Origin of the sequence: Desmonostoc muscorum LEGE 12446, assembly GCF_015207005.2 — a bacterium.
Taxonomy (GTDB): domain Bacteria; phylum Cyanobacteriota; class Cyanobacteriia; order Cyanobacteriales; family Nostocaceae; genus Nostoc; species Nostoc muscorum.
Window position 1 is genome coordinate 465,213 of record NZ_JADEXS020000002.1, and the last position, 11,806, is coordinate 477,018.

Here is an 11,806-nt window from a genome sequence, read left to right on the forward strand (position 1 = left end):
TCAGGAGTAATTTATGTCTGAAAATTCAGCTATTAATTCTCAAGCTCAAAGCGAGTCTCAAGAGCCTTTATTACCGCGATCAGCTTGGAATAGTCAATTAGCTTATTTGAGAACCTTATTTAGAGCGAAAAAAGTTTTGGATTTGATTGAACAAGAAGCGGGTGTGGTAAGGAGTTAATTATTACGAGGTAGTTTGAGACACAGCTATATTAGTTTCCTTGTGCGGAATAAGTAAGTCGGCGAGAATAAACAGAACACGAGTTACAAAACGTAAATAGGCTTGAAACCCTTACCAATGAGCAATGACGACCCTAACGAGTTAGTTTTATTTGTGTCGATCTACTTACCTTTTCCTAGAAAAAATAAATAGGAATTTTTAATTTTTTATTTTTGGAGGACATTTAGAAATGGCTAATATCAAAGTTATTGACTTGAATCTCGCAAATCAAGACTTTTCATCAAGTCCCAAAACCTTGTTGCCTAATGAGATAGAAAAGGTATTCGGCGGTGAAAGTGAATCTGGTTACTACATCTGGGATGATGGCAGTGCAATATTCTGGGATAACGGCGTTTACGAAGCCTATGATACTGAAGGAAATCTCTATAGTATTGTTGCTTTTGGAACTGGTGAACCCAGATGAAATAGCTTTTAGCAGATAAAGGAGAATAATTTTCATGAATAACGTCAAAAATCACGAACTTGAGTTATTAAATTTAGATGAGCAATTGCTCGATTTATCTGAAGATGAACAAAAAGCAATAAGAGGTGGGGTAGCTACCTGTGTATATCAAGGTCAACCATCTACACAAGGCGCTACAGTTACACAAGCAGATGGTGTTTACAAATGTCAAGAAGATGGTAGTTGGCAAAAAGTTTCAAGTAAATAGATTGTTTGTTGTGAATTAAATCAAGCAAATTCTGGCGATCGCCCAATTTAAAACTCATTGATTCAGCGATCGCTAAATCAACACAACCTTTAAAAAAGGAGAGTAATTCCAATGGCTAACATTTCAATTACCAATCTAAATATCGATAATTTTGAATCTTTACCTATTCAAAAACTATCAGAGGAGAAAATGCAAAATATTCGAGGTGGAGCATTAATATCAGAGAATGATGCTGATATTATTATCGATGCTGACGGTAATCGAGTGCTAACTAATGTAATTTACTCAGGTGAGGGATTACCTTGGGGTACAGGCGGCTCTGATTCTGATTATACTGGGGCGTGACGCACTCAAGCCAAGATTGCATTTAATAATAGACTTCTTCAATTTTCAATCTACAGTCTTACGAGCTTATTACCCCTAAAACAGCCGCTAAGCATCGCTTGTTCTAGTCAAAATGATGGCTCTACTTCTGAGTACATCTTTCCAATAAAATTTTGAGGAAATAGCAAATGTCTAACATTTATATATCTGATTTATATCCTACAAATCAATCGATGTTACCACATCATAGACAATCACTGAATTTGGAAGAAATAAATTTGATTAAGTCTGCAACTTCACGAGCGATCGATACTCGCAAAATATTAGGTGGATCGTTAAATAATTTTGAGCTTGAAACAAGAGGTGGAAAGAGATTTGAATCCTAAGGAGATTAATCATTTCATTCCTATGTGTTGACTTGTCAATCATTTCTTTTTTTAGTCGTCAAATTTTGGAGCTTCCATGCCAATTATTCAAGTTTCTGATTTGAACTCTGAAAATGATAACGATTCCCTGAAGTTGCTCAATCCTCAAGAACATGATTTGGTTAAGGCTGCCGTTACGAGAGCGATTGATACCCGCAAAGTAGTAGGAGGTGGCTCCGCTGTGACATTAATCTTTGCAACAGATGGTAGGCGTCCTACTCTAGATATCTAGATATAGCGCAGTAGTATTTAGATTTAGAATACGCAAACATGAACAATCCTCTACCATTATGTCCCAGTGCCCAGCCTGATATGCCAAACAGCATAGCCTTGGGTGTTATGGTTGGCACTGTTGATGAACCTCACTTTGTCCATTTTCAAAAGCCTAAGCAAGTCACAGAAGAGCTTCTAGCTTTGGCTGAACCTGTAAAGCCTACAGAAGTTTTCCGATTTGCAGCAACCTGTATGGGTAGTGGTTGTATACATTTCGATGGTGCTAACTGTCGCCTGGTTCAACGAGTCGTGGAAACCTTGCCAACAGTTGCAGAAACGCTTCCTCCTTGCCATATACGCTCTAGTTGCCGTTGGTATCAGCAAGAAGGCAAAGCCGCCTGTGTGCGCTGTCCTCAAGTCGTCACAGATCGACCGATTACTTCTGTCGATACTACTAAATAAAGATTTTCTTTGTATCTTGCCAGTTGCACACATCAAAGCTCCGATAACAATTAGTTAAAAGCCTCACAGCCTTGAAAAGATCGAGGAGATGATTATGGCTCTTGAACATGTCAAAGCGTTTTACGAAAGACTGGCTGCTGACGAAGCTTTTTATAAGCAACTTCAAGGCACTAAAAGTAAAGTTGAATGCAGTCAAGTTGTTAAAGATGCTGGTTATGATTTTACCGAGCAAGAATTTGAAAAGTATACGTCCCAGTTGTTACGATTAAATACTTCAGACGAGCTTCGGGAAATGAATGAGAAAGAACTTAAAGCAGTTTTTGGTGGTGCATACTTATTCACTACAGGAGCAGAACCATTGCCACCATACGGTCATTCACCCCTTGAGTGGATTGGAAATATCCAAGCTTTTTAATTATTTCTTCCTATAAAGGAGAAAATAATGTCTGCTGAAAATATTAAAAATTTTTGCAAACACTTGGCTAATAATTACGAATTTCGCTGCCAACTAAACACTGCTAAAAATCAAAATGAATGGCTTAGTATTGTGTCAAATTTCGGCTTTGTTTTTACTAAGCAATAGGTGGAATATGAAATAGCTAAATTGTTGGAACTAAGGGATGATTCAAATGAGTTAAGAGAGTTAGATAGTCTTGAATTAGCAGGAGTTTTTGGAGGATGTATTCAACCTATATATGGCACTCCTGTTCCTGAGCCTTCTGAGCCAATGACAGCCTGAGTTAATATAGCGATTTGCAAGTCTGTGAAGTATAGAGTCGCCAAGATTATTAAGACATATATAGAGTTCTAAAAGGATGGACAATGTTCATCCTTTTTTTAGTAATTGTCTCTATAGTTAATATTTATTTTTGGTTATTGTAAAAATAATAATCTGTTTATAATTGGGATCTCCAGTATGGTATTAAAAGTATTTTAAGAAATTAATATTTTAATTTTTTCTTGTGCTTCTACTTAGAATTATAGCAAAGTGCTGAGTGCTGAGTATAAACCTGCTTGTTTCAAAGCTTTGAGGAATCAACACTTGTCCTAACCTATGTGACTACGGCTATATCTATTTTAATTATTCTTGAAATCCAATTTCTGTTATTAAAATAAATTGGACAGCTTGGAGAACTTATATTAGAGAAATAATAATTACTTTTATAACCAATGTATATGCTCAAAAATATTGTTTTTTATATAGTAATCAGAAAAAATAGAACCAAGAAACTAAATATTTAGCAATTTTAGTTTCTCGAATCAATAACTATTTTATTCAGGAGAAAATTCCAAATGGCTAACATCAAAATTAGTGAACTAAATCCTGCAAAATCAGCAGAAATACTCAATCTAAAAGATGAGTCTGAAAAAGGCAATTCAGAAGGAATTATTGCTTTCAAAACTTTGCGTGGAGGACGAACAATTACTCCTGAATGGTCACCATGTCAGCCGCCTCCGGGAGACCTTTATGGTGGAGCTTAATGCTCAAGTAGCATAAAATTAAGCACTTGTTTTTAACAAATTACTTAGCGTCTCTACAGTAGCACTGTTAAATCAATTGACAATTGCTACTGTAGAACTCCTAAGCAAAGAATATTATTGAACTATCTTCTTTGAATTCCTGAACGCTACTGTAACAATTTTATATTAGGAAGAAAATTTATGACTTTACTAGACAATTTATTGACTACTTGGATTAATCGTCCTTATCTCGATCTAAGTCCTTGCAGTCATAGTTCTTGGCACGTTTATGGAATAGATTACAGTTATCGTAACCTTGTTAAAGATATCTCAATTACTCATCGTTCAATTACTAACCCTGTTACTCTTATCCACCCTATTTCATTTCGACAGTCATTAATCCGTGAATTTGGCTTATTTCAGTATCAAGTTAGTAACCCACTCCAACTTCCAGATGAATTGAGAACTGAGCGATGGAACGTGCTGTGCGATTACTTAACTCATTATCAAGAACTTTTACCCATTACTCAGCTTCGAGTTATAGCTCTTCTATCTGGTTTGTGTCTTCATGAAGCTGTTCTAGAATATATACCCAAAATGTCTAATGCACAGATTTCTGACAGCACAATGCAAGCACACCTTGCTTATAATCGTGCAATGTCAAATTTAATGTTACAGCCTGATGCTGGTACTCTAGACAATCTGCAAGAATTAGAAACAATTGCCAATTATGCTCCTTTAGGTAGTAGCACTCGGTTTGGTGCTTCTCTTCAGCTAGTAGCGTTGTTTGGCAAGAGATTTGGAAATTTAAATGCTACCAATTATTGGGGAATTACAGCCGCTCAAGCACTAGAGAATCTACAACCTTCACTAGATGATTTTAACTACAAACGTTTGAGAAGCGTTTACCATCGTGCAGTTGTTTTTGTTCCTCTCTTGCAGAAAGATAAAGAAGCAGTCGTTCGAGAAATGAATCTATGTCAATCTCTTGCAGAAGAGTTAACCCATGAATCTAGGAATGAGATAGAAAACATTGCTGCCCGTGAAAATTTGACAACTGTCTTTGAGAGTCGCACTAAAGAAGCATTATGGTTAGGCGATATTGATCTAGCAGAAGAAAGAGCAAGACAAATGGTAGAAATGGAGCCTTTATATTCTCGTTATCGCCTTCAACTAGGGGAAATTTTAATCAAGCAAAGTAAATTTGAAGAAGCTGCCAAAATGTATCGTTCAGCTACCAGACTAGGGCCACCTGGAACGGCGATCGCTTGGTTTATGGCTGGTCAGTGCCATGAGAAAATGGGTGATATAGATATTGCTTGTGATTGCTATCTAGCTTCAGTGCAAATGGATGAACTTGCTATTTCAGCCGTAGATAAATTGAACAATTTAGCTCCTCGTTTAGGTAACTTAGCACTTGTGAATTGGAGCGATATGCGTTTGCTCCAATTACAAGAACAGCAAAAAAACATTGCCAATCAATCCAGAACCTCTTACATCTCTGAAGCATCTTCCGAACTAAAAATAGCAGGAGAAAAAGCATTGGCTCAAATATAAATACATAGGCGATCTAGCTTAACAGTCTTCAAATTGAGATTTCAGGCGATCGCCAACAAATTCATACCAATTTAAAAAAAATGCGACAGATGGAAAGCTGAAACGCTTATATAATAAATGTTTCACAATCCAAAATCCAAAATCTAAAATTTAAAATGGTATCACCTCTTGAGATGTTTCTCTCCCTGCCAACCATTCAGTTTATCCTTGAGGGGAATTAAAGAGTTGTGTTGTGTTAGGTATAGTTGACTCCTTTTGTTGTTTTAGCCATTCATTAAATAAATTACCACCAATTTGATTGGCTAACTTAGAGTCTAAGCTAGGTTGAATAATCTCTTCTACCCAAATCAAATGAAATCCCCTAGCAGTTTCAATCGGAGTTAAAACTTGTGGTGGAGTTGCAGCAAAAACCGCCGCCGAAATTTCTGGTTTTAAATCCTGGCGATACAAGACTCCTTGATATCCTAACTTTTGTCTTAAATCCGTATCTTGAATGTATTGATGTGCTACTTCATAAAAACTTATTTCTCTTTCTTTAATTGCATAAAATAGTTCCATTGCTAAATCTTCATCATCCAAGATAACCTCATACATTACGACAGCCATATAATCTAACTGATGCTCATAAAAATATGGCTCAACTTTATCGGCAAACAGATGAGAGGTTAACTTGCTAGAGACAATCCCATAGTGAAGCATTTCTTCAAATTCATCGATTGATAACTGATGCTTTTCTAACCATTGATAAGTCTCATTGGCATTTTCCAGTTTGTTTGCTAAGCGAAAGCTATCTGCTGCTTTCTGGAGTTCTTCAATCTCAACTTGAATTCCTAATTCTTCAGCAGTGTCTAAAACTATTTTGCGAGTGATAATTCCTGTGAGTATTTCAGGAAACTTACTCGAAAATTTTACTTGCTTGAGAATATCTTCAGATGTGATTTTCATGGATGCGATCGCTCTCTTAAATTCAACTTGAATCTACAATCTAAACCCTTCTTTTTCTAACTTCTTAAACGGGTCTAAAACAAAATCAATTAGCCGACGCTGGCGCACAATAACTTCTGCGGTGGCTGTCTCACCAGGGCGCAGGTTAATACAATCTTTTTGTGTTTGAATACAAGTACGATTTAGCTCAATATCTAAGTCATAAACTAACGTTTTACCCCCAGCTACTTCCATTTCATAAGTCGTTGGTGAAATCTTGATTAAACGCCCTTCAACGATGCCATATTCTTGAAAGGGATAAGCGTCAAATTTAATTTTGACGGACATTCCTTTCTGTAAAGAACCACTCTCTCCACTTTCAATTTTTGCTCTGAGGATTAAAGCTGTTCCTTTGGGAGCGATTTCTGCGATCGCGTTTCCTGGTTGGACAACTGCACCAGGACGATTAATAGAGAGTTGAAAAATTTTACCTTCTATGTTCGCTTTGACAATTCGTTGATTCAACTGAAACTCTAGAGACTTAATCAGATTTTGACTCTGAGCAATTTCAGCTTTTAATGTTGTCATTTCTGTCTCTAAGTTTTTAAATTGTTCTTGAATTTTTAGTTTTGCTAATTTACCAGAACGAAGCAAACTTTGATAGCTATTTTCTTGTTCTTTTAATTGCAACTGAGCTTGTTGAATATCCGAGTTAGCTTGTTTAAGAGTGCGAGCATAACTACTTTTTTGCTCCCCTAGACGCAACTTTGCTTGTTCTAAATCTGACTTAGTTTGCTCTAGTATCCTGATTCTCTCTTGAACGAAATCTTCTCTTTCAACTAATTGAATTTCTGAGACAATTTCTTCTTTAAGAGCATTTTGATAGCGATTTAACTCTTTTTGAGCAGTTCCTAAACGAATTTGGTCTAAATTGGCTGTAGTTTGACTGTGTTCAAGAGTTTTTTTAGCTTGATTAACTTGGGCTATTTTTTCCTCTTTTTGTAAGTTATAAGCACTATTTAATGAATCTAATTTCTGTTTAATTTGCTTAACTTGTGCTTGCTTCTCCAATGCTTGAGATTGATTTTGTTGCTGTTGAATTTCGAGAGCAAACTGTAGTTGATTCAAAAGTAAACTTAGTTGATGTAAGCGATTTTGTTGTCCTTCTAGTTTATTTTTCTGCTGTTTAAGTTCTGCACCAACTAACTCAGAGTCTAATTCCAGTAAAGTTTGTCCTGCTTTAACAAAATCTCCTTCTTTGACCTGAATTTTTGTCACTGTTCCCGATACGGGAGCATCCAGTCTTACAGTTTTTCCTTGGGGTTCTATTCTTCCTCTTGCCGTTCCAGTTTCATCAACTTTGGATAACATTGCCCAAGGTAAAACAATGCTCACAAAGATAACTAAAAAGTAGAGCAATCCTCTCGTCCAAACACGGGGTAAACTGTCTAAAAGCTCTTGAGTTATATTAGACCAATCATCTCGTTGCTTAGAGATATAATTCTCTTGAGTTTGAGTTTTTTTTTCGTTCAAAGTATTAGTCATAACTTGTTGAGAAAGTCAATCTATTTCTTTTACTCTACTTTAAATGTCAAGCAGCTATATCTAATTGTTGTTGATTGAGGTAGAAGTAATGCCCTCGTTTTGACATTAGTTGTTTGTGAGTGCCACTTTCGACTAACACACCTTTATCAAGAACTAAAATCAGATCGGCTTTACGAATTGTTGAGAGACGATGAGCGATAACTAAAGTCGTTCTATTTCTGAGAATAGTATTGAGATTAGTCTGAATAATCCGCTCCGATTCAGTATCTAAATGGGAGGTTGCTTCATCTAAAATTAATAGGCGAGGATTTCCTAATAAAGCACGGGCGATCGCGATTCTTTGCCTTTGTCCGCCCGATAATAGTCCTCCTCCTTCCCCGATTTGGGTTTCATACCCCATTGGTAAGCGATCAATAAATTCGTGCGCTCCCGCTAATTTCGCTGCTTCAATTACCTCATCAAGATTCGCAGAAGGATTTCCTAAACTGATATTTTCTCTGATAGTTGCTCCAAACAAAAAAGTATCTTGATCTACGACTCCAATTTGCTGTCTGAATGAACTTAGAGAAAGACTGGTAATATCTGGAGTTTAGACTAAGCAACAAGAAACGACCCAGCAACGCTGAGTTGAAAAGAAACAGGCTTCAGAGATGAAAATCTAGGGTACTAAGCAGATTCTGGATGCTTTTTGCGAGGCTTAGTTGTAGTTTTTTTGACTATCGGATAGCGAATTCTACGTTGTCGTGGTTTTCCTGGTTTCCAGCCTGGAGACTTTCCGCGAGGTTTAGGCGAACGGGCAGGAGTACCAATCACCGCAAAAATACTCCCCATCGCTTGAGCAACTCTCCCAGGAGTCAAATTGTCTAATGATTTTTGCCAAGGTAAAGGGTTATCAGCAACGATATCACGAGCCAACCACAATTCCCAAGTCATCAGAGGCATGAGGTCACTCCAATGCTCAGATTGCTTGGGACTACTCAACTTAGGCAATGTCCAGTGCAAGCGTTGCTTCAAAAAACGATACCAGTGGTCAACAGTAAAACGTCGGAGGTAGAGTTGCCAAACTTGAGATAGTGGAAGCATTTCCTCTCCTACCCAAGCCAACCACAAAGGTTTTGATATACGTAGGTTGCCTTCTGCATCTAGACGCTCAACTCGAATCAGCGACATTGGGCGTGTCGCCGTTTGACGAAAGTGTAAATTTTTCCACAAGCTCACCTTCACCCGTCCCAGTTTAGGATGGTTGACTTCTATACTCTCATTGGCTTCACTCCATGTAGAAGGATCATTGAGTTTAAATTTATCACCATGTTTCCTGGGTCGCCCTTTACCAGAATATGGTGGTGGTGCGCCCCATAAACAAAGATTTGAACGCAAACGTACCAGAATGTCCGCTTTGATATTAGTCGTCTTCAACACAAAAGGGGCGCAGCCATACTCACTATCCCAAACTGTAATTGGTCTAGTTGGTAAATGTTCACACACTTGCTGTAATTGCCACGTTGCCTTTTGTATCGGATTTTCCCAACTGGTAATTCGCTCATGCCCCCTGGCTGTCTAATTAGTATTTAAGAGCTTGAAACTCAAGCACAGTGAGAAGTCCCTGATGTTGATTGACCAAAGATTGTATTGTGCTAACTGGATTACGATGAAGGCGACGTTTTTGTTGGCGAGGAGCTTGTGCGATCGCTAATCTACGACGTTGAGTTTTATACTCAGCTATAGGTACTTCCCGAATTTGTTGAAGTAACTGTTTTTCGTTTTGAGCTACAAATAGAACTTGATATTGGCCCAAATCACGTAATTCAACAGTTGATTTGCGTCCACTAATACGTCGCTGATGGCGACGCAAATGACTAAATAAAGACTCGATTTTCAGGTTATCTGGTGGCAAACCAGGGATATCATAGCAGTGTAATAAGTCAGTACTGTATTTATCCCATAAACGTTGTAACTTTTTTTTGAGAGCAAACTGTGCCGGATTTTGTTGATGGTCAGGTTGAAACATCTGTAATAACTCTTCCATCTCACGCCGAACTTGAAAGCTTGTTAAAGGGATTTGGGCAGTCTCTGTAATATCGATTACATCATCTGAGGTACGGTCAGAATTATTAGGATAGCGCAAACAATTAGCAATTCGTCGCAACCATTGGTGCGCCTCTGACAAGTCAGACGCGACTGAACGATTATTACTTAAGGCAAGGTCCACCCATACTGATAACAGAGATAAATAATCTGTATCAATTTCCCGGTATGGTAAACTACGTAGTACTTCTCCAATAGCTAATAGTTGCTGGTAGCCCATTAAACCACCCCAACTAAACGGTTTGCGACTTGTGCGATTGACACAATCCCGAATCGCCGCACGAATTTGAGCTTCCACTGCCATTAATTCTGCGTCTCGTGACAAATAGGGGATGACTGAAAAAGGGGGGTACTATCTAGCTGCTGTTCGGAGCTTGGTTTTTGGGGTCTTTCAGAGTAATCAGGAACTTTTGGCAGCCCGTCTAAATCTGCCTTTAATTGCTGTCGGAGCTTTGTATCTAATGGCAGCACAGATTCACTCAAATTACTTAGGAAGTGTGCCTGACAACGTTGATGTGGTACATCTGTCCAAGTTGAATTTATTGCCGCGATGATTGCTGATTCCCCATCTGATAATGTTGCCAGCACTGTGTACGGCAACTCCTTATATGGTTGCAGCCACTCAATTAACCGTTGTGCTTGTGCCTGTGGCAATTGAATTGCACTAACTGGTGTGCCACTTAATACCTCGTATAACACATACAACAAAGTCCCATGACCCTCTGGCTGTAAGGCATCAATTGCCCAAATCAAACCACCATGTTCAATCGCTGTCGCAGCTAACTTCTCAGCCGTATGTGCAATCGTTCCACCCAACAGTGCCAAAAATTGACCGTATAACTTGCCCACATTGCTTTCGTTAATTTCAACACCGCGCTGGTTTAATGAGCGTTGAATTTCTACCAACTGTTGATGCTCATGTTCATGTTGCCAACCAATAAATGCCAGCACGTCTAGCCCGTAGGTACTGTAAGGCAGACTGTACTTTAGCACCCCAGTAGCGTAGTAATGTTTACCAAAATGTGTGCAATTGGGATTGGTACATTCTTTACTTTTACCTGCCACAAACACTGCACCATCCATTGTTTGAATGGTTTTACGCATGTGCCTTGGTCTACGTAGAACTAACTCTTTACCACAATGCACACATTCGATGAGCGAACATTCTAAAATTATTCGTTTGATGTTACTGAATTTTCGTTCTGGGCGATGGCGAGGCAACTTTACTATCACTAATTTTTTACTGCTGCTAGGTGCTTTCCTCAGCTTACCTGCTTTGTATACCAACTAGATAGCTAGGGCTCATGCCTCAACGGTAACGCCCAACTGCCAGAATCCTCTGGTATCCAAGCAATGGTACTATATCCCTGACCAACGGTAATTGGTTTGTTTCCGGTTATGGTAACACTGGTGTGTTCAATTGTCCTCTCAATAAGAGTTACCGCATCCGGGCGCGACCAGGCAGTGTGGTCGCCTGCCAACAACGGACGACCCTGTTGTGGCATCTGTTTGATGTATAACTGCATCAATTTTTGTCGCTGTGGTCTGCTATCTTGTAACGCTTCATAAATACTTGGCCACTTTCTTCTAAATACTGGCGATAGCGATAAATCTGCCAAACTGTAGGCATTCCGCGTCAGTAATATTGCATCCATCAGTTCAAAAGTTGCATCATGCGCTCTACCTAAATAGCTGTACGCTGCTTGACGAAATTCTTTTAGTAAGGCACTTTTCATATTGGCAGATGAGAATTAGTGGTTCAAATCTCATCTTCCACTGAAGGGCGTCTGTGTTAACCACAGACTGCCCTTCCCAAAATTTTATACCAACAACACATCTTTTATCGAGTTAACGATCGCTCTTCTTGATAGTCTCAACTCCAGAAGTTAAAATGTATACCAAAAAAACACGCACACTTTTTT

The 11,806-nt window shown here is 38.5% G+C and carries 18 protein-coding genes and 1 pseudogene; 12 read left to right on the plus strand and 7 right to left on the minus strand.

From position 1 onward, the window contains the following. Positions 1–13: 13 nt before the first annotated feature. The 11 genes from IQ276_RS38490 (at position 14) to IQ276_RS38540 (ending at position 5,330) form a co-directional block, all read left to right on the plus strand. On the plus strand, positions 14–178 hold the full coding sequence (locus tag IQ276_RS38490) for a hypothetical protein (RefSeq protein WP_193918936.1): 165 nt from the start codon (positions 14–16) through the stop codon (positions 176–178). A gap of 229 nt (positions 179–407) precedes the next feature. Then, a complete protein-coding gene (locus tag IQ276_RS38495) occupies positions 408–641 on the plus strand; it encodes a hypothetical protein (RefSeq protein ID WP_193918934.1) in 234 nt (77 codons plus the stop codon). A gap of 34 nt (positions 642–675) precedes the next feature. Continuing rightward, complete coding sequence (locus tag IQ276_RS38500) at positions 676–888, plus strand: DUF1496 domain-containing protein (RefSeq protein WP_193918932.1); 213 nt, start codon at positions 676–678, stop codon at positions 886–888. Positions 889–999: 111 nt separating this feature from the next. Then, positions 1,000–1,233 carry a hypothetical protein gene (locus IQ276_RS38505; RefSeq protein WP_193918930.1) on the plus strand — a complete coding sequence of 78 codons (234 nt, stop codon included), beginning with the start codon at positions 1,000–1,002 and terminating at the stop codon, positions 1,231–1,233. Between the two features lie 167 nt (positions 1,234–1,400). Continuing rightward, entirely contained in the window at positions 1,401–1,598 is a 198-nt protein-coding gene (locus IQ276_RS38510) for a hypothetical protein (RefSeq protein WP_235116488.1), read from the plus strand. A gap of 76 nt (positions 1,599–1,674) precedes the next feature. Continuing rightward, complete coding sequence (locus IQ276_RS38515) at positions 1,675–1,869, plus strand: hypothetical protein (RefSeq protein ID WP_193918928.1); 195 nt, start codon at positions 1,675–1,677, stop codon at positions 1,867–1,869. Positions 1,870–1,907: 38 nt separating this feature from the next. Continuing rightward, a complete protein-coding gene (locus tag IQ276_RS38520; RefSeq protein ID WP_193918926.1) occupies positions 1,908–2,312 on the plus strand; it encodes a nitrogen fixation protein in 405 nt (134 codons plus the stop codon). Between the two features lie 94 nt (positions 2,313–2,406). After that, positions 2,407–2,727 (plus strand): Nif11-like leader peptide family natural product precursor, encoded by a 321-nt coding sequence (locus IQ276_RS38525; RefSeq protein ID WP_193918924.1) that lies wholly within the window; start codon positions 2,407–2,409, stop codon positions 2,725–2,727. Positions 2,728–2,754: 27 nt separating this feature from the next. Further along, a complete protein-coding gene (locus IQ276_RS38530) occupies positions 2,755–2,895 on the plus strand; it encodes a Nif11-like leader peptide family natural product precursor (protein ID WP_193918922.1) in 141 nt (46 codons plus the stop codon). Positions 2,896–3,605: 710 nt separating this feature from the next. Beyond that, positions 3,606–3,794 (plus strand): hypothetical protein, encoded by a 189-nt coding sequence (locus tag IQ276_RS38535; protein WP_193918919.1) that lies wholly within the window; start codon positions 3,606–3,608, stop codon positions 3,792–3,794. A 180-nt stretch (positions 3,795–3,974) separates the two neighbouring features. After that, positions 3,975–5,330, plus strand: coding sequence for a tetratricopeptide repeat protein (locus tag IQ276_RS38540; RefSeq protein ID WP_193918917.1), 1,356 nt, complete (start codon positions 3,975–3,977; stop codon positions 5,328–5,330). 201 nt (positions 5,331–5,531) lie between these two features. On the opposite strand, the gene IQ276_RS38545 is transcribed toward IQ276_RS38540, so the two are convergent. From IQ276_RS38545 to IQ276_RS38570, 6 genes and pseudogenes are all read right to left on the minus strand, one after another. After that, positions 5,532–6,275, minus strand: coding sequence for a peptidylprolyl isomerase (locus tag IQ276_RS38545; RefSeq protein WP_193918915.1), 744 nt, complete (start codon positions 6,273–6,275; stop codon positions 5,532–5,534). Between the two features lie 33 nt (positions 6,276–6,308). After that, positions 6,309–7,799 carry a beta-barrel domain-containing protein gene (locus IQ276_RS38550; RefSeq protein ID WP_193918912.1) on the minus strand — a complete coding sequence of 497 codons (1,491 nt, stop codon included), beginning with the start codon at positions 7,797–7,799 and terminating at the stop codon, positions 6,309–6,311. Positions 7,800–7,845: 46 nt separating this feature from the next. Then, positions 7,846–8,382: pseudogene (locus IQ276_RS38555) on the minus strand (ATP-binding cassette domain-containing protein); the annotation flags it as partial. 83 nt (positions 8,383–8,465) lie between these two features. After that, entirely contained in the window at positions 8,466–9,335 is an 870-nt protein-coding gene (locus IQ276_RS38560) for a transposase (protein ID WP_309245658.1), read from the minus strand. A gap of 25 nt (positions 9,336–9,360) precedes the next feature. After that, entirely contained in the window at positions 9,361–10,188 is an 828-nt protein-coding gene (locus tag IQ276_RS38565) for a hypothetical protein (protein ID WP_193925712.1), read from the minus strand. Continuing rightward, on the minus strand, positions 10,188–10,988 hold the full coding sequence (locus IQ276_RS38570; protein ID WP_193925714.1) for a hypothetical protein: 801 nt from the start codon (positions 10,986–10,988) through the stop codon (positions 10,188–10,190). The genes IQ276_RS38565 and IQ276_RS38570 overlap by 1 nt, the downstream gene beginning before the upstream one ends. A gap of 49 nt (positions 10,989–11,037) precedes the next feature. On the opposite strand from IQ276_RS38570, the gene IQ276_RS38575 reads away from it, so the two are divergent. After that, positions 11,038–11,175 (plus strand): hypothetical protein, encoded by a 138-nt coding sequence (locus IQ276_RS38575; RefSeq protein ID WP_190884765.1) that lies wholly within the window; start codon positions 11,038–11,040, stop codon positions 11,173–11,175. Between the two features lie 4 nt (positions 11,176–11,179). Here IQ276_RS38575 and IQ276_RS38580 read toward each other — a convergent pair whose 3' ends face one another. Further along, positions 11,180–11,620: a transposase gene (locus IQ276_RS38580; RefSeq protein WP_235116490.1), complete on the minus strand. Its 441-nt coding sequence runs from the start codon at positions 11,618–11,620 to the stop codon at positions 11,180–11,182. Positions 11,621–11,806: the final 186 nt, after the last annotated feature.